16 protein-coding genes are annotated in these 16,518 nt (G+C 59.7%); 3 read left to right on the forward strand and 13 right to left on the reverse strand.

Going from position 1 to position 16,518, the window contains the following annotated elements; translation table 11 throughout:
- Window positions 1-88: 88 nt before the first annotated feature.
- The 6 genes from LHAB_RS04550 to LHAB_RS04575 all read right to left on the reverse strand — a co-directional run bounded on the left by LHAB_RS04550 (window position 89) and on the right by LHAB_RS04575 (window position 5,686).
- The gene (locus LHAB_RS04550; RefSeq protein WP_090044177.1) at window positions 89-1,084 is read right to left on the reverse strand and encodes an amidohydrolase family protein; all 996 of its coding nucleotides are present in this window, start codon (window positions 1,082-1,084) and stop codon (window positions 89-91) included.
- A gap of 2 nt (window positions 1,085-1,086) precedes the next feature.
- Window positions 1,087-2,061 (reverse strand): tripartite tricarboxylate transporter substrate binding protein, encoded by a 975-nt coding sequence (locus tag LHAB_RS04555; protein WP_090044178.1) that lies wholly within the window; start codon window positions 2,059-2,061, stop codon window positions 1,087-1,089.
- Between the two features lie 72 nt (window positions 2,062-2,133).
- Window positions 2,134-3,111, reverse strand: coding sequence for a TauD/TfdA dioxygenase family protein (locus LHAB_RS04560; protein WP_090044179.1), 978 nt, complete (start codon window positions 3,109-3,111; stop codon window positions 2,134-2,136).
- A 167-nt stretch (window positions 3,112-3,278) separates the two neighbouring features.
- A complete protein-coding gene (locus LHAB_RS04565; RefSeq protein ID WP_090044180.1) occupies window positions 3,279-3,701 on the reverse strand; it encodes a universal stress protein in 423 nt (140 codons plus the stop codon).
- A 120-nt stretch (window positions 3,702-3,821) separates the two neighbouring features.
- Complete coding sequence (locus LHAB_RS04570; protein WP_090044181.1) at window positions 3,822-4,703, reverse strand: metallophosphoesterase; 882 nt, start codon at window positions 4,701-4,703, stop codon at window positions 3,822-3,824.
- Window positions 4,700-5,686: a LysR family transcriptional regulator gene (locus LHAB_RS04575; RefSeq protein ID WP_090047671.1), complete on the reverse strand. Its 987-nt coding sequence runs from the start codon at window positions 5,684-5,686 to the stop codon at window positions 4,700-4,702. Before LHAB_RS04575 ends, LHAB_RS04570 begins: the two co-directional genes overlap by 4 nt.
- A gap of 146 nt (window positions 5,687-5,832) precedes the next feature.
- On the opposite strand from LHAB_RS04575, the gene LHAB_RS04580 reads away from it, so the two are divergent.
- On the forward strand, window positions 5,833-6,303 hold the full coding sequence (locus LHAB_RS04580; RefSeq protein WP_090044182.1) for a hypothetical protein: 471 nt from the start codon (window positions 5,833-5,835) through the stop codon (window positions 6,301-6,303).
- A 66-nt stretch (window positions 6,304-6,369) separates the two neighbouring features.
- Here LHAB_RS04580 and LHAB_RS04585 read toward each other — a convergent pair whose 3' ends face one another.
- Genes LHAB_RS04585 through LHAB_RS14740 form a run of 6 tightly spaced genes read right to left on the reverse strand, consistent with a single transcriptional unit; the run spans window position 6,370 to window position 11,643 of the window.
- The gene (locus LHAB_RS04585) at window positions 6,370-7,263 is read right to left on the reverse strand and encodes a DMT family transporter (RefSeq protein WP_228763345.1); all 894 of its coding nucleotides are present in this window, start codon (window positions 7,261-7,263) and stop codon (window positions 6,370-6,372) included.
- 43 nt (window positions 7,264-7,306) lie between these two features.
- Window positions 7,307-7,768 carry a hypothetical protein gene (locus LHAB_RS04590; protein ID WP_194943092.1) on the reverse strand — a complete coding sequence of 154 codons (462 nt, stop codon included), beginning with the start codon at window positions 7,766-7,768 and terminating at the stop codon, window positions 7,307-7,309.
- The gene (locus tag LHAB_RS04595; RefSeq protein WP_228763346.1) at window positions 7,765-8,256 is read right to left on the reverse strand and encodes an OmpA family protein; all 492 of its coding nucleotides are present in this window, start codon (window positions 8,254-8,256) and stop codon (window positions 7,765-7,767) included. The genes LHAB_RS04590 and LHAB_RS04595 overlap by 4 nt, the downstream gene beginning before the upstream one ends.
- A complete protein-coding gene (locus LHAB_RS04600; RefSeq protein WP_194943093.1) occupies window positions 8,253-10,088 on the reverse strand; it encodes a caspase family protein in 1,836 nt (611 codons plus the stop codon). Before LHAB_RS04600 ends, LHAB_RS04595 begins: the two co-directional genes overlap by 4 nt.
- Before the next feature lie 29 nt (window positions 10,089-10,117).
- Window positions 10,118-10,948, reverse strand: coding sequence for a hypothetical protein (locus LHAB_RS04605; RefSeq protein ID WP_194943094.1), 831 nt, complete (start codon window positions 10,946-10,948; stop codon window positions 10,118-10,120).
- Window positions 10,945-11,643 (reverse strand): hypothetical protein, encoded by a 699-nt coding sequence (locus LHAB_RS14740; protein ID WP_228763347.1) that lies wholly within the window; start codon window positions 11,641-11,643, stop codon window positions 10,945-10,947. Before LHAB_RS14740 ends, LHAB_RS04605 begins: the two co-directional genes overlap by 4 nt.
- A gap of 421 nt (window positions 11,644-12,064) precedes the next feature.
- On the opposite strand from LHAB_RS14740, the gene LHAB_RS04615 reads away from it, so the two are divergent.
- Complete coding sequence (locus tag LHAB_RS04615; RefSeq protein ID WP_194943096.1) at window positions 12,065-13,492, forward strand: caspase family protein; 1,428 nt, start codon at window positions 12,065-12,067, stop codon at window positions 13,490-13,492.
- A gap of 88 nt (window positions 13,493-13,580) precedes the next feature.
- Here LHAB_RS04615 and LHAB_RS04620 read toward each other — a convergent pair whose 3' ends face one another.
- The gene (locus LHAB_RS04620; RefSeq protein ID WP_090044188.1) at window positions 13,581-15,449 is read right to left on the reverse strand and encodes a phosphoenolpyruvate carboxykinase (GTP); all 1,869 of its coding nucleotides are present in this window, start codon (window positions 15,447-15,449) and stop codon (window positions 13,581-13,583) included.
- 219 nt (window positions 15,450-15,668) lie between these two features.
- On the opposite strand from LHAB_RS04620, the gene modA reads away from it, so the two are divergent.
- Window positions 15,669-16,472, forward strand: a complete 804-nt coding sequence (modA, locus tag LHAB_RS04625) for a molybdate ABC transporter substrate-binding protein (protein ID WP_228763348.1) — start codon at window positions 15,669-15,671, stop codon at window positions 16,470-16,472.
- Window positions 16,473-16,518: the final 46 nt, after the last annotated feature.

A 16,518-nucleotide genomic window follows, 5' to 3' on the forward strand; every position in this document is an offset into this window, starting at 1 on the left:
TTGAGGCGGTCATTGAAGGGCATTGGTCAAGCATAACCTGCCAACAAACCGGATGGCCATGGGTTGGGAGGCCAGGCCCCATGGCCACTCAGCTCAGCCGTGCCAGCAATGCGGCAGCGTTGCCATGCAAGACCAGGGCCTGATCGGATGCCGAGAGACGAGATTGTTGGATGCCCGCGAGGGTTCTGGCGGTATCAAAAATAGGGCAATCGGTGCCCAGTACCACCCGGTCCGCACCGAACACCGACACGGCTTGCTCCAGTGCTTTTGCCCCGAGCGACGCGCAGTCTACCCACACACCGCGTGTCTGGCTCGACGGCATGGCGCGGCCCGGGTCGCGGAGGGCCAACATGTGGTCCATCCGTTCAACCACAGCCGCAAAGGTGCCGCCCAGATTGGCCACTTGGACGGTGATGTTTTGCCACGGTTGAAGGAAGTCGGAAAGCAGCAGCGTCACCATGGCCTCGCCCACCTCGTGCTGAACGGCCAGCGCACGGCGTGCCAGATCGTTGTCTGGGGGCAGATGGGGCAAGGCACCACTGTCGGGCATTCGCCCAGGGTGAACAAAGAAGTGTGCCCCCAGGGCTTCGGCCGCTTCAAATACGGGCCTGATCCGCGCTGCAGTTTCTTGGCTGCGAAAGGCGTCCACCGGCAAAATGGCGCCGAGCAGCCCCAACTCAAGTCTGGCCCGGCGCAGTTCTGCCACAGCAGCATCCATGTTGGCCCAGGGCAGTGCAGCGAGCCCACAAAAACATTCAGGATGCGTTTGGCATAACTGGGCACAAGCGTCATTGAAACCGCGCACCAAGGGTGCAGATTGTTCAAAAGGCAAACTGTCGATGCCAAATAAACCGGGCAATGACAGCATTTGCCGGGTGATGCCCTGTTGCGACATGAGTTCGAGCCGCAAGTCGATGTCGGTGTGCGCTTGGCTGAAGCTCAATGTGCCGATGGGCATGATCAAGCGTTCGGCCCCATCTGTCAAAACATCCAGACGGGGCACCTGACCTTGGCGTTGGCGCAGGGCCTGGGCCAGTTGTGGCGGCACCCAGTGCGCATGCAGGTCGATGGCTTGGGCGTGCATGCTCAGTCGGCTTTGGCCCCGGAAGCCTTGACGACTTCAGCCCAGCGGCTGATCTCGCTGTCGATGAATTTGCCAAATTCTTGTGGTGTGGAGATCGAGGGTGCCGCGCCAACGCTGGCCAGCGTGTCCTTCACATCGTTTTGCTGCATGATTTTGCTGATCTCTGCATTCAGTCGGTTGACGATGACCGCTGGGGTGCCGGCTGGCGCCACGATACCGAACCAGGGTTCGACATCGAAGCCGGGCAGGCCACTTTCGGCGATGGTGGGGACCTCAGGTATGGCTTGTGAGCGTTTGCCGCTGGGTGTGGCCAGCATCACGAGTTTGCCGCCTGCCACATGGGGTTTGGCAACGGCGTATTGCAAAAACATGGCCGAGACTTGACCGCCCAGAAGGTCTGATGTGGCAGGGCCGTTGCCTTTATAGGGCACGTGCGTCAGGTCCACGCCGGCGCGAGTCTTGAAAAGCTCCAGCGCCAGATGGGCGCCGGTCCCGATCCCGCCAGAGGCAAAGTTGATCTTGCCGGGCCGGGCCTTGGCCAGAGCCAGAAACTCACTCACATTTTTCGCAGGAACAGAGGGGTGGGTGACCAGAACCATGGGTGACCAAGCTGCGCGGATCACGGGGCTGAAGTCTTTGCGTGCGTCGTAGCTAAGACGCGTCGCCATGAGGCTTTCGTTGATGGCCAAATCGGGTGCAACCAAAAGCAAGGTGTAGCCATCGGCTGGCGCCCGCGCCACCATCGCACTGCCAATGGTGCTGCCGCCGCCGCCTTTGTTGTCCACGATGACATTCTGGCCCAGCCGGGTTTGAAGTTGGGTGGCAAGTTGCCGACCCAAAATATCCGTGAACCCACCAGGTGGATACGGCACCACCAAGCGGATGGGCTTGTCAGGGTAAGAAGCCTGGCTGAAAACAGCAGAGCAGGCGCTCAAAGCAAGTGCAGCAAAAATGGCACGCCGAGAAAAACGAAACATAGCAGTCTCCTCATTTGAATGGCCAACCAGTATGCGGACATTTAACCGGATTGGCTTTGGGTTTGAAAAAATTCAGAGATCCAATTGCCGCTTTTGGGCGGTCCCCGCTTGACGGAATTGAGACAAGGGCGGCATCAAATAACGCCGCAAGTCGCTCGGGTCGGCGGCTGGATCTGCACCGACAGGCCTTGTGCCCGCGATGGTCACGCGCTCCATCAGGCGTCGCTGAGGGTAGTAATCGTGCAAAGCGGAGTGTTGCACATGACGGTTGTCCCAGAACACCACCATGTTGGGCTCCCAGCAGTGACGGTACTGGTACTCGTGAATCAGCGTTTTCCGGTAAAGCATCTCAAGGATCATCCGGCTTTCGTCTTCGGCCATGCCCTTGATGTACAGCGTGAACTGAGGGTTGACAAAAATGACCTTTTTGCCTGTGATGGGGTGTACCGACACCACCGGATGGGTGACCGCAGGATAGCGGTCTTCAAAGCGACGCAACTTTTCGATGCCGTCTGCGTCAGTGGGAAACAAGCTGCGAAATGGCTTGAAGTCATGGACAGCCTCAAGACCCGACAAGAAGCGCTGCCAGCGATCAGACAGGCCTTCATAGACGGCCGACATGCTGGCAAAAGCGGTGTTGCCACCGTATTCGGGAATGATCTTTGAGCACAGTGCCGTCCCCATGGGCGGAGCCTCACGAAAAGTTTCGTCGGTGTGCCAGATGTCGGTGGGCGCGGGGGGATTGCCCTCTTTGTTGTCGTAGACGATCAACTCAGGCGCGTTTGCGCTGCTGGTCGAAAAAGGGTGAACGCTCAGACTCCCGAAATAGCGGCCAAAGCGGCGCAGGTCTTCTGAGGAAATGACCTGATCTGGAAAGACCAGCACCCCATGTTGGGCATGTGCCAATTTGAGGGCTTCGACGGTGGTTTCGTCCAGAGCCTGAGTCAGGTCGACCCCGGTCACGCGAGCGCCCAAGAAAACCCCCACTCGACGTATTTCAAGATTCGCCGCAATCGCCGAATGAGGAACCTGCTGGGTGTCAATGACCATGACCTATAACTCCTTGTGGTGCTGGAAAAGTAGCCAACGCCCGAATATAGGGTCAGGAATGGTTCAGGGAAATTGAAATTGCAGGGGTATTGGTATTACCTGTGGTTATGGCGTGGCCACCCTCTGGGCAGGTGTCCCGGCCCAGAGGGCGGCTTGGTCAAGCACCTTCAGCGAACAAGCAGCACAGGCACTTTGCAGTGCGCCAACACCTGTGTCGCGACCGAGCCCATGACCAGGTTGCCCAGGGTGCCGTGGCCGTGCGAGCCCATCACCACCAGGTCAAATTTGCCGCTGTCGGCGGTTTTGGAAATGGTTTCGCCCGCATGGCCCACTTTGGCCACGGTTTTGGCGTCGATGCCGTGGCGCAGCAAAAACTTGGTCACCGGGCTGAGCACTTTTTCGGCCTCGTCGCGGTGGTAGGCCTCGACCATGTCTTTGCCCACGGCAGCGCGTGCGCGGGGGGGCAGTTGGGGGCTCACCGTCAGCAGGGTGTAGCTGTTGCTGGCACTGAACAACTCGTCGTGCGTGGTCAGGTAAGCCAGCATTTTTTTGGTGTAGTCACTGCCATCAACGGCCAATAAGATTTTCATGAGGGGCTCCTGTTGCGGATCAAACAAGTCTTCACTCTATGCCGCGCAGGGTCGTGAGGTCTTGACCTAGGTCATGAAATCAGGCGGTTGCGCGTGCCTTCACGTTGGGGCAATGCGGACTCATGTGCCCCGGACCTCCAGCAGGCATTGCGGCTTGAACAGCACTTGCTCGTTTTTGCGCGCATAACCCAGTGGGTTGGCCACCACGCGGCAGCCGTTTTGGGTGTAGTCGCTGGCGCAGTGCAAATGGCCGTGCAGCCACAACTGAGCGTGGGGCAGCCAGTGGTCGAGCGCGTTGCAAAACCCCGCTGTGCCTGGCACCCGGCCATAGCGCGGGTCGGCGCTGGCCAGGCTGGGCGCAAAGTGCGTGATGACCACCGTGGGGCCTGCAAAAGGCGCGCGCAGTGCAGCGTTCAGCCAGTCCTGGCATTGCAGGGCTTGCTCGCGCAGGCCCTCGGCCAGCCAGGGCTCACCTTGGCGCGTGGTCAGGGTTTTGCGCAGGTAATAGTTGGCCGCGCGAAAGGCCTTGTCACGGGCTTTGAGCTGGCGTGTGTATTGGCTGTTGGGGTGGCTGAAGTGCGCCGGGATTTTGTCGGTCAGTGGGTCGGGAATCGGCTGCCCGGCCAGCGGCCCCAGTGCGTCAAAGTCGGTCCACAGCGTGGTGCCCACAAAGCGTACGCCCCCTAGCTGCACCACTTCGCGCTCCAGCCAGGTGATGCCCAGCCGCTCGCAGGTGTGGCGCAGTCGGGTGTGGGCGGAGTCAAAGTCCAGCCCGTCGTACTCGTGGTTGCCGGGCACAAACAGCACGGGTGTGGGCCAGCCGTGCAGCGGCGAAAACCGCGCCAGGCCAAAGTCGCTGTCGCCTGCGCTGGCCAGGGCCGAGCCCGCCTGATACGAGCCAATGTCGCCCGCGAGCACCAGCACATCGGCACCTGAGGCCGGGCTGGGCACAAAGTCGGGGTTGGACTCCAGGTGCAGGTCGGAAAGGAGCTGGATGTTCATGTCGGGATGTCGCTGCTTGCTACACCGCTGGCAAATGCGTGCCGGGCGACTTGTTGCAGTTGGGTGCGCAGCCATTGGTGCGGGCTGTCTTGTTGGCGCTTGCGGTGCCACAGGGCGTGCACTTGCACGGGCGGCACGTCAAAGGGCAATTCGTGCAGCACCAATTCATGGGCCATGCCGGTGGTCCGCACAAAGTGGCGCGGCAGCACCGTGAGCAAATCGGAGTTCACCACCACCCGCCCGGCCGTGAAAAACTGGTTGACCGTGAGCACGATGCGCCTGTGGTGTCCGATGGTGGCCAGGGCTTCGTCGACAAAACCATAGGCGCGCCCGGAAAAACTCACCAGCAAATGCCGGGCCGCGCAATAGGCCGCCAAGCTGAGGGGACGTTTGGCCAGCGGATGGCCCTTGCGCATCACGCACACATATTCGCCCGAATACAAGCGTTGGTGTTCAAAGGGAATGGCCTCGCCCGATTGGGCGCGTGCTGTCAGGTCGGCCAGCACCGCCGGAAAGTAGCCCAAAGCGATGTCGGCGCTGTCTTCGTTCAGCAACTTGCGCGGGTCACGCGTGGTCAGAGGCACCACGCGCAAGGACACGCCAGGGGCCTGCAGCTCCAGTTCGCGGGCCAGCCCGCCCATGAGTTCTGCCGCCGTGGCGTCGGCCATGGCCAGCACAAAGGTGCTGTTGGCTTGCTGCGGCTCGAAAGCGCTGGGCACGATGGCCGCTTGCAATTGGCGCAGGGCCTCGCGCACGCTGGGCCACAAGGCCAGCGCCCGGGGTGTGGGCTCGATGCCGTGGCCATGGCGACGCACCAGTTCATCGCCCAAGGCCTCGCGCAACCGGCGCAAGGCATTGCTCACGGCCGGTTGGGTCAGCGCCAGGTTGTGTGCGGCCCGGGTCAGGCTGCGCTCGGCCATGACCTCGTCGAACACCCGCAGCAAGTTCAGGTCGAGGGTGCGAAAAGAGGCGGGGTTGGGCATGGCAATGTCTTCAACTATCACCATTATGAATGAGGGGCATTAAGAAGATAAAGTTGAGCAGCATTGGTAAAAACCCTATGATTCATCCAATAAGTTTGTCAATTTGGATTTCCAAAGAAAACAAAACTGAATCAAGGGAAAACAAAATGAACATCTCTACCAAACCTGTCCTGGGCAACATGTCCGTGATTTCTGCTGAACCAGCAGCCAACACCACTTCCAGCAAAACCCTCGCGAACCTGATGCTGGCTGCAGGTGTGGCCGCCACCGTCGTGGTGGTCGATCAGATGATTGACCACTGGGCTGAATCCCATGTGGTGGCCGCTTGGTTGGCCTTGTGGGCCGTGGCTGTGTTGAGCATTGTCTTGCTGCGCGGCCTGACGCGCCTCTTGGCGCAACACCTGATGACCGGTCTGGACGCCTGGTCGGCCCATGTGGCCCGCAGCCGCGCGGATGAGCGTTTGTGGTCCATGGCGCAGTCCGACCCGCGTTTGATGACTGACCTGCAAGTGGCCATGGACCGCAACAGTGAGCGCCAAGGCCCCGTCCGTGATCTGGAAAATTTGATGACCCGCCGCGCGGCCCGCTTGGTGCGTGACCGCTTGTATTACGTCTGAGCGCCCAGCGGGTCCAGCGCCCCCCTTTTTCAAGGGCTTGCGGCCAAGCCTTTGAAAAGCCCGGTCTCAGCGTCTGGATGCCATGTAGATGCCCGGCAAGATCAGGGCAGCACCCCAAACGTGGTGCCAGCCCATGGCTTCGCCCAAAACCAGCCAAGCGGCCAAGCCGCCATACAAAGGCCCGAGGTACAAACTGGCGGCCACGCGGCTGGCCCCCAAAACCTTCTGGCTGAAGCCATAAGCCCAATACGCACCAATGCCCGGCAACAGGCCTGCAGCCACCACCAGCACCGTGGCCTGAACGCTCCAGGCCGGGCGATCGGCTTGCCAGTACTCCCACACACTGAAGGGCAGCAAAATCACCACGCCGCCCATGCAAATCGCAGCCAGGCGTGCGGTGGAGCCCAAGGGGGTTGACCATTTTTTCTGCAGCAAAGCAAATGCGGCCCAGGACACCATGGCGAGCACGATCCAGCCATCACCGGCGACCCATTGCACTTGGCCTAAGGCCAGCCATTGGCCTTTGACCACCACATGGAACACGCCCGCCATGGCCACCACCACGCCCAAGCCTTGTCGCCACGAAAACCGTTCGCCCAGCCACACCACGGCACCGAGCGCGATCAGCACGGGCGAAGCGGCATAAATCAGGGCGATGTTCATGGCCGATGTGGTTTGAGCGCCCTCGTAAACCCAGGCCCCACAAATGAGCATGCCCAAAGCACCCAAGGCCAAGTAACGCCAGCCATGCTGCAAGGTGCTGCGGCGTTCACGCCACAGCTCGCTGCGCGCAATCACGGCCAAGATGACGCCCGCCAATGCCCACCGCCCCAGTGCCAGCATGTGCGGCTCCACCACCCCCGGTGCCGTGCGGGCCACGATGTAATTGACAGACCACAAGGCGGGTGTGACCCAGAGGAGCCAAAGGGCCAGGCGTTCGCGGGATTGAGGGGTGTTCAAAATCAACTCAGTTCAGGGTGTTGCGCCAGCAGTCGGTCAAACATCATTTGATTTCGAAATCCAATGCTTTGACGCCTTGGCGGCCTTGCAGATCCTCAATGCTGATCAGAAGACGGTGCGAACCTTTGGGCAGGCTGGCTTCCTTGACGTTGATGCCCTCGGCAGTGACCTTGGCCGCGTTGATCAAGCGTTGCGTGATGTCAATGCGCAAACGACCGTACAAGACTTTGAATGTCTCTGGACGGACAACGCTGGAGGCCGCAGGCACAAACATCAACTGGATGGCCGTTGGAGAGACCACGGGCGTATCCAGTCTGGGGTGCACGATCTCGATTTGAGGTGCACCCGGCACGGCAGCCGTTTTGGCGGTCAATGGTTCTGCCGCACCCAAAGACGCCTGCATTTCCTGGACCGAGACGAGATCAAAAGCCTGTACATGGAAGACCGATGCACACAGTCCCCAAGCCAGGACGGACGTTTGCAGCCATGAGCCCCAATGCATCATGGCAACAGGCTGATCCGCACGCGGCGGTTTTCGCTGGCCAGTGGCTTTTCGGGCACGAGCAATTCGCTGGCCCCTTTGCCTTCGGCTTGCAGGCGTTCGGCGGGCACGTTTTGACCCACCAGGTAGGCCTGCACCTCTGCCGCTCGGCGTGCCGACAGTTCTTGGTTGTAGTCGTTTTTGCCTTTGGCATCGGTGTGGCCTTCCACCTTGAATTTCAGCTGGGACAGGCGCTCGCTGTTCATGGCTTGTGCGAGGTTGTCCAGCAAAGACTTGCTGCTGGCCTGCAACCGGGCAGAGTCAAAGTCAAAGTTGATCGACAGATCCACATTGACCGGTTTGGGCACCAGGTTGCGCAGACTGCGCGTGGTGGGTGGCGCAGGGGGGGTGAGCTTTTCGATGAGGTCTTCTTTGGAGGCCTGCTGAACCAGTTGGGCCGATGCGGATGACCCCATCAAGACGAATGCCAAAGCCAGGGTAAACCGTTTCATAGAACTTCCTTCAGGGTGAGCAGTTTGGCACCAAAGCGTTCGGAGCCCTGCCCATCCTTGTTGTGAACCAAAAAGTTGATCAGCGCGGCGCGGCCACCGATTTCATTGAGGGCAAAAGTGAACGGGTTGGTGGCCGAGGGTTCGGCCATGGTCAAACGGTCAATCTGCCGTGGGCTTGAAGACACCATGACCAACAAATGGTCGGTGCCGGGGGGGCCTGCCGCTTCGAGTTGCCAGTCAGGTCGGGGCAGCTTGCGTGTTTGACCGGCCTTGATCCTGTTGTCTTTGTCGAGTCCATTGGGATAGAGCACGTAGAAACTCTTGCGGTCACTGCCCAACAAGACCATATAAATGAACCCATCGTGGCTGGACTTGATGCTGAGGTCCAACGCGTCCTTGCCAATTTTCAGCACAGACTTGCTCAGTTTCACATCCAGCACGATGCGGGGATCGCGTTGTTGTTCAATGTCGGCCAATGTGGCCAGTGACGCCAGCATTGGCTCGGGTGCCGGTGTTACAGGTGCCACACTTGCGGGAGCAGGGGCGGGAGCAGGTGCAGGTGCAGGTGCAGGTGCCGACTGGACCACCGGTGGTGTGGGTGGCTTGGCGGGTGCGGGCTCAGGAAGTTGGGCAGCTGGCGCAGCAGCGACGGGTCGTGGAGTTGACGGGTTGCTTGAGGGCGCTGGGCTGGCTGTAGATGGGGTAACAGGTGCGGTGGGTGTTGGCGGTGGCCGTGATGCGCTGGCGGATGTGGATGCAGGTGCGTTGGCGGTTGCAGTCGGTGCCGTGTTGGTCACCATCGCCATGGTCAAGGGCTGTGGCGGTGTGGGCGCAGGCACTGCGGCCGTGGGCGTTGGCGTGGCTGCAACAGGTGGGGCGGGCTGAGGTGCAGGTGCGGCGACCTGCGTTGGTGCGGGACGCTGCAATGCCACAGGAATCAGGTTCCGGTTGCCCGACACCGACACATGGTGCGGCGTCAGGTCTTTCACGCCCTTGAGTCTCAAGTCAATGAAGGCTTGAGCACACTGCTGGATTTCTGCGAGGGAGACTGCGCCCGATCCGTCCTTGTCAACCGCTTTGCCAAGCAGGCAGTCACGGACACCCTGGGTCGCCAGGCCCCCTTTGCCCGGTTCGTCAAAGCTGACCTCATCGGGCCGAGAGGAGGTGATTTGAACCACGTTTTCCTGCAAGGCACCCAAGCGTGTGGCCTCCCCCAGCAGACTTCGGGTTTTGAGGTTGGAGGGTTGGCTGCAGGCATCTGCGGCACTGCTGGCCTTGAACGTGAATTTGGGTTTGAATTCAATGCCGCCGATCGATCGAGTGGCCGCCTTGTTGGTGGTCACGCCGCCAGAGTGACAGGCATCGATCATGGTGATGACTTTGTCTGCACTCGCGGTGATTTTTTGTGTGGCTTGTGCCAACTCGGCGTTGGTGATGGCTTGACCGTCGTGGGTCAACAGGCCTTCGACGCACCCGTTGACTGTCGGGTCCCAATACCGGGTGCCGTGTCCAGAGAAGTAGATGAACGTGCGCCCACCATCGCGTGTGCGTTCACCCAATTGCCGAATTTCTTTCAGGATGTTTTCTTTGGTGGCGTCTTGGTCTCGCATCAAACGGATCTGATGGCCAGGAATGCCCATGGCCATGGCCATGCGTTTGGCGCTTTCCACATCGTGTGGCACACCTTCCAGCGTGGCTGCGCCAGTGCTTGGACTGTATTGACTCAGGCCAATGACCAGCGCAGAACGCAAAGCTGGCGTCTGCGTCTGAGATTGTGCGGGCCATGCCGTGAACAAGGCCAAGGCCAGCAAGAGGGAGTGGGGGTTTTTCATGAGATCAAGCGCATTCAAATGGGAGCATCTCATGGGCCTGTGAAAGCTTTGAGTCCGGAATAAAGGGCCGCACCAGCAGAGACCAGTGGCGCTGTGGCGGTGATCAGGCTTTGCACTTGGTTGGAGATTTCCGTGATCTTGAATTTTCCGGATGCATCGCGCGCCAGCAAAACCCGCAGGCTGATTTTGTTGCGCTGTTGGCGCGCCCACCGGGCCATCAGATGGTGGGTCAAAAAGCCAGTGAAAAATGACAAACCAATGGCAGCGGTGTATTCCAGCGTTTCGCGCCAGTCTCGGGCGTTCTCGGGCCACAGGGGCACGCCATCAAGCCGGGCCGTGATGGCCAGCATCAAGCCGACAGACAAAGCACCCACCAGCAAAGCGGCCAAGAGATGTGTGAACCCACCGAAGCCACTGCGACGCGCACATCCGAAGCCGGTGACTGCGGGCAGTGTGATGGTCAAGACACGCAGAAACAAAGGCGGGGCGTCGTAGACAAACAGCAAAATCCAGTGACAAAGACCCATGGTGGCGATGGTCAGGACGACCATGCCCAGCCAATGGGGCCAAGATCGACGGGGCGTGTCGGCTAGCGCATCATGCGGCGTTAAGGCTGAGGTGTTGTGAGTTTCAGCATAGCTCAGGGCAGCCGCCTGAATGTCTTGTGATTGCAGTTGGGTGAGCGCATGTGCTTGTTGCTGTGCCATGGATTTGAGTTGCGCCACTTCATCGGCCAGCGTTTGCAACTGGAGCGCCAGAGGCTTGAACAGCACCAAATCCCGCGTGCAGTGGCTGCACACCGATGCCTGCACTGGAACATCGCTCCAGCAATAGGGACAGTTGAACGTGGTGTGGCTCACTTGGCGTTCAAGTGGATGATGGTCTTGCCTTCTCGACCTTCGCTGTCGCGCACCGTTACCCGGATCGGGTGCGTGCCAGCGGGCACGCTCGCCTGAGGCAATTCAAGCTGGTTGCCGCTCAAACCTGTTTTGAATCGGGCCGTCAGGTCGACAAGGGGTTGTTTTAAGTATTCAAATTTGATGGAGGCGGGGTCGATTTTGGCGCCGCCTCGGGGCTCGAAATTCATTTTGAATGCAAAAGATTTGCCCGTCACTTCCGTTGGCGACAACAAGCTGATGCCGGGGCCCCGCGTGATGGCCCGCGTGGCAGGCACTTGGAGATTGGGGGCTTGTGACTCGGCCTCCGTGATCAATGGGGTCTGCGCCATGGCACCCCAAGACAAGAGGGTCAGCATCAGGGCCATGACCGAGGTCGAGACAATGGAGCGCATGTTGGGTGTTTCTCGTCTTCGAGTGGTGTATACCGGATCATCAGTGTAACAATTGGTACGGTTGATGCGCAGACGTGCTTTGCCGAGTCTGCCAAACCATGAGTGCCAAGAGATTTCAGGAATAAACATGCCGACCATTTGTTGTGCCAAGCCAGCTGCTTTCACACCCACCCATTTGACTTTCAAATCCATACGCCGTTTGTTCTGGGTGTTCCTTGGGCTGATGGTTTGTGGGGCGCTTCCTGCGATGGCCCAGCCTGTCAAGGGTTCTGTCTACAAGGACTTCTTGCCCATGGGGTCGGGTGCCAGTGTGGCTTTGCCAGAGGGTGCATGGGAAACGACCCACATCAGTTCGTTGGATTATCCAGGAACCAATTGGGAGGTTTACACACTCAAAAACCAACAAGCCGACGCGAAAGTGCCTTTTTTGGTCGTTCGCCAAACAACCACAACGGGGCGGTGGGGCAATACGAATTGTTTGTCAGCTGCGCCAACTCAATTCATGGTCAATGAGCATGGCACCACCAGCAGCCAGACCTTGAATAAATGCTCCAGGATGTTTGCATTCAACTTCGACAACTGGAGGACATTGAACTGGGCTGATCAAAATGGCAAAAAATGGTGGTCAGGCGCACTGCAGGGCCTTCCGGAAAAACTGGGCAGATCCGGGTCCAGCATTTTTCAAGTGGAGTTGACCGTTCAGCAATTCAATGGAAAGAACCTGCGCATCGATGCATTTGTTTTGCCACCCAAAGGCATGACGGCGGGCAAATTCAGGGACGATTTCAGAGCCGGTCAGGTTTTGGCTGAGCATCAGATCTTGTCGGGCTGGACCTCGATTTACATCGAGTCCATGCAGCAAAGTTTTTTCAACAAAAAACCGCAAGCCATCATGGCATTGGCCTATCCGGTCAACACTGGAAGTCCCAATCCAGCGGTAGTCTCCGACACCCAAATGGCAGCAGCCATGCCTGCCACCGAAAACACAGACTGGGACCTCATAGACAAAGAGCGCGATCAACGTACTCGGGAAATTCTTCGCGAAATGGAAACTGCAAGCAACAAGCCACCTGCAGCCCAGCCTACCGCCTCGACACGCCCTCCGGTTGTTGCCGCTCTGGATTCGGTGAAGCCCGCACCTTTGCCCCCGTCTAAGCCCGCTGCAGCCTTGCCTGCAGCGGCTCAGGCCCCCGTTGCTGTGGCAGACAACTCTGCCCAGCTGCGTCTTGAGCAAGAACGCCGCGCCATGGATGAGGAAAAGCGCAAGATGGCGCAGCAGCTGGAAGCCATGACCCAGATGCTGGCCAAACTCCAACAAGAAAATGCGGCCGCCGTTGCTGCAGCAAAAGCCAAGGAGGTGGCCGCTGCAAAGCCTGAGCCACCAGCCCAACCCCGTGAGCCGGTGACCTATGCCAACCGCAAGGCCTTGGTGATTGGCAACGATCTTTACACGCATGTGCCCAAGTTGAACAACGCAGGCGCTGATGCCGATGCCATGGCCAAGTCCCTGGAGGCGGTCGGTTACAAGGTCTTCAAGCACCTGAACTTGGACGAAAAGAAATTCAAGCAGGCCATTCGGGACTTTCGTCAAAACCTCAGTGGCGGCGACGAGGTGCTCTTTTTCTACGCCGGTCATGGCGTGCAACTGGGCAATGCCAACTACTTGTTGCCCACCGATGTGCAAGGCGACCAGGAAGACCAAGTCAAAGACGATGCCATCTTGCTGCAAAAGGTGCTTGACGATTTGGAAGAGAAAAAAACCAAGTTTGCCTTGGCCGTGATCGATGCTTGCCGCGACAACCCTTTCAAGAGCAAAGGCCGCGCCATCGGTGGACGGGGCTTGGCACCCACTTCGGCTGCGACCGGTCAGATGATCATGTTCTCAGCGGGCTCCGGCCAGCAGGCACTTGACCGATTGGGTGACAACGACAAAGAGAAAAATGGTCTTTTCACTCGGATTTTTGTCAAAGAAATGATCAAGCCCGGTCTTTCGGTGGACCGTGTCTTGCGCAATGTCCGCAATGAGGTGGTTCGTTTGGCCCGTTCGGTGGGACACGAGCAAACGCCTGCGCTCTATGACCAGGCCATTGGCGAGTTTTATTTCCGACAGTGATGCAGCCAGTCCTCTGAAATAAAAAACCGCCCCGGTTTGTGCCGGGGCGGTTGGAAGACTCGGCGCCCCCGATGGGCGCAGAAGCTGATCAAGCGGGCAAGCGGGCTTGCAACGAAGCTTTGGTGTCCAGCAGCGCTTGGGGCAGGTGGTAGCTCAGCTGGGCAAAGTGTTCATCGTGCAGTTTGAACTCGGCCTGCCAAGCGGCGGCGTCGATGCTGGTGACCGACTTGAACTGCTCGGCGCTGAACGCGATGCCACTCCAGTTGATCTCGCTGTAGGTGGGCACGATGCCGAACATGGTTTCTTCGCCTTGGGCCTTGCCTTCGAGGCGGTCAATCATCCACTTGAGCACGCGCATGTTGTCGCCATAACCTGGCCAGACGAACGCGCCGTCCTCGCCTTTGCGGAACCAGTTCACGCAGTACATGGCCGGCAACTTGTGGCCAGCCGCTTGGGCCTTGGTGCCGGTGTCGAGCCAGTGCTGGAAGTAGTCGCTCATGTTGTAGCCGCAAAACGGCAGCATGGCGAAGGGGTCACGGCGCACCACGCCTTGCGCGCCAAAAGCGGCGGCGGTGGTCTCGGAGCCCATGGTCGCGGCCATGTACACGCCCTCTTGCCAGTTGCGCGCTTCGGTCACGAGCGGCACGGTGGTTGAGCGGCGGCCGCCGAACATGAAAGCGTCGATCGGCACGCCCGCAGCGTCGTCCCAAGCGGGGTCGAGCGCGGGGTTGTTGGTCGCGGCCACGGTGAAGCGGGCGTTGGGGTGGGCGGCCTTGGCGCCGGTCTCTTTGGCGATCTGGGGGGTCCAGTCCTTGCCTTGCCAGTCGATCAAATGGTCGGGCAGCTTGCCGGTGTCTTTTTCCATGCCTTCCCACCAGACGTCGCCGTCGTCGGTCAGGGCCACGTTGGTGAAGATCACATCCTTGTGCAGGCTCAGCATGCAGTTGGGGTTGGTCTTCATGTTGGTGCCGGGGGCCACGCCAAAGTAGCCAGCCTCGGGGTTGATGGCGACCATCTTGCCGTCGGCTTGGGGCTTGACCCAGGCGATGTCGTCACCGATGGTGGTCACGCTCCAGCCTTCAAAGGCCTTGGGTGGCACCAGCATCGAGAAGTTGGTTTTGCCGCAGGCGCTGGGGAAAGCCGCTGCGACGTGGTACTTTTTGCCCTCGGGGTTGGTGACGCCCAAGATCAGCATGTGCTCGGCCAGCCAGCCCTGCTCGCGGCCCATGTTGGAGGCGATGCGCAGCGCAAAGCATTTCTTGCCCAGCAGCGCATTGCCGCCATAGCCCGAACCGTAAGACCAGATTTCGCGGGTCTCGGGGTAGTGCACGATGTATTTGGTGCTGGGGTTGCAAGGCCAAGACGTGGTGTCTTTTTGGCCAGCGGCCAAAGGGGCGCCCACGGTGTGCACGCAAGGCACGAAATCGCCGTCGGTGCCCAGCACATCGAACACGGCTTTGCCCATGCGGGTCATGACCTTCTGACTGACGGCGACATAAGCGCTGTCGCTCAACTCGATGCCGATGTGACTGATGTGCGAGCCCAGCGGGCCCATCGAGAAAGGCACCACGTACATCGTGCGGCCTGCCATGCAGCCATCAAACAGCGGGTTCAGGGTGGCGCGCATTTGCGCGGGTTCCATCCAGTTGTTGGTCGGGCCAGCGTCTTCCTTTTTGGCCGAGCAGATGTAGGTGCGGTCTTCCACGCGGGCCACGTCCGAAGGGTCAGACCAGGCCAGGTAAGAGCTGGCGCGCTTGGCGGGGTTGAGCTTTTTGAAGGTGCCCGCGGCCACCAACTCGGCGCACAGGCGGTCGTATTCTTCTTGGGAGCCATCGCACCAGTAGATGTTGGCGGGCTTGCACAGGGCGGCCATTTCGGCGACCCAGGCGATCAGTTTGGCGTTTTTGACATACGCAGGGGTGTTCAGGTTCAGGCCCTGCATCACGGGTGAGTTCATGACTGGCTCCAAGTTTAAAAATCGTTTTTTCAAAGTCCCTGTGCAGGGACTTTGAAAAAACGGCTGTAGGGCTGAGATACTGAGGGTCATGGCCGCACAAAAAGGACGGCTGTAACCACGTGGTAACTGGCGGGTCTCGATTTTAGGGAGACTGCTGCTTGTGTGCCTGTCAGCTGGCTTGAAAACCCCTTTATATCTATGCAAAAGATGCATGACGTTATGCGAATCCTGAGGGGTGGTGCACTCGGCGCAGGTCGGCGTCATTGGATGATGGCAGTGGGGGCTCTTTCTTTGGCGGCTGCCTGGAAGACGCAGGCGCAAGCTCCGGTGCGCATCAAAATAGCCGCCGCCAGCAATCTGAAGTTTGTACTGGCTGACTTGGCGAGCCAGTACAGGCAACAAACTGGAGTTCAGGTGGATGTGAATCTGGGCGCATCGGGCAATCTGGCGCGGCAGATCTTGCAGGGCCTGCCGGTCGAGCAATTCATCTCGGCCGACGAGGCTTGGGTGGCCGAGTTGGCCAAAACCGGACGCACCCTGGACGCAGGGCAACGCTACGCCACGGGGCGCTTGGCCCTGATCGTGCCCAAAAATTCAGCACTGCCGCTGGCCCAAGGCTTGGCGGCGGTGGTGCGCGCCATGAAGCCGGGCGACAAATTCGCCATCGCCAACCCGGCTTTGGCCCCGTATGGCGTGGCGGCCGTTGAGGCTTTGCTGCGCGCAGGGGTTGGGCCGCTGCCGGCCGATCGCCAAGTGCTGGGTGACCACATTGGTCAGGCCACCCAGTTTGTGGCCACCGGTGCGGCGCAGGCAGGACTGACTGCGCTGGCGCTGGCCCAAGCCCCCGACTTCGCCCGAAGCTTGCAGGTCTTGCCCTTGTCCGCCCACTTGCACGCCCCCCTGCACCAGCGCATGGCGCTGCTCAAGGGCGCAAGCGTGACGGCCGCAGATTGGCACCGGTTTTTGCTCAGCCCGCCAGCGCAAGCGGTGTTTGTGCAGCACGGTTACGCCTTGCCGCAATAATCCAGCCCAACACCTGGCCCTCACTTTCGACGACAGAACCCGCACC

This window comes from Limnohabitans sp. 2KL-27, assembly GCF_001269345.1.
GTDB lineage: Bacteria > Pseudomonadota > Gammaproteobacteria > Burkholderiales > Burkholderiaceae_C > Limnohabitans_A.

Excerpts from the sequence above, each read along its gene's own strand:
- LHAB_RS04595 (WP_228763346.1), bottom strand. The coding sequence starts at position 8,256 with ATGAAACGGTTTACCCTGGCTTTGGCATTCGTCTTGATGGGGTCATCC.
- LHAB_RS04565 (WP_090044180.1), bottom strand. The coding sequence starts at position 3,701 with ATGAAAATCTTATTGGCCGTTGATGGCAGTGACTACACCAAAAAAATG.
- modA (WP_228763348.1), top strand. The coding sequence starts at position 15,669 with ATGCGAATCCTGAGGGGTGGTGCACTCGGCGCAGGTCGGCGTCATTGG.
- LHAB_RS04575 (WP_090047671.1), bottom strand. The coding sequence starts at position 5,686 with ATGCCCAACCCCGCCTCTTTTCGCACCCTCGACCTGAACTTGCTGCGG.
- LHAB_RS04580 (WP_090044182.1), top strand. The coding sequence starts at position 5,833 with ATGAACATCTCTACCAAACCTGTCCTGGGCAACATGTCCGTGATTTCT.
- LHAB_RS04560 (WP_090044179.1), bottom strand. The coding sequence starts at position 3,111 with ATGGTCATTGACACCCAGCAGGTTCCTCATTCGGCGATTGCGGCGAAT.
- LHAB_RS04550 (WP_090044177.1), bottom strand. The coding sequence starts at position 1,084 with ATGCACGCCCAAGCCATCGACCTGCATGCGCACTGGGTGCCGCCACAA.
- LHAB_RS04555 (WP_090044178.1), bottom strand. The coding sequence starts at position 2,061 with ATGTTTCGTTTTTCTCGGCGTGCCATTTTTGCTGCACTTGCTTTGAGC.
- LHAB_RS04620 (WP_090044188.1), bottom strand. The coding sequence starts at position 15,449 with ATGAACTCACCCGTGATGCAGGGCCTGAACCTGAACACCCCTGCGTAT.
- LHAB_RS04600 (WP_194943093.1), bottom strand. The coding sequence starts at position 10,088 with ATGAAAAACCCCCACTCCCTCTTGCTGGCCTTGGCCTTGTTCACGGCA.
- LHAB_RS04570 (WP_090044181.1), bottom strand. The coding sequence starts at position 4,703 with ATGAACATCCAGCTCCTTTCCGACCTGCACCTGGAGTCCAACCCCGAC.
- LHAB_RS04590 (WP_194943092.1), bottom strand. The coding sequence starts at position 7,768 with ATGATGCATTGGGGCTCATGGCTGCAAACGTCCGTCCTGGCTTGGGGA.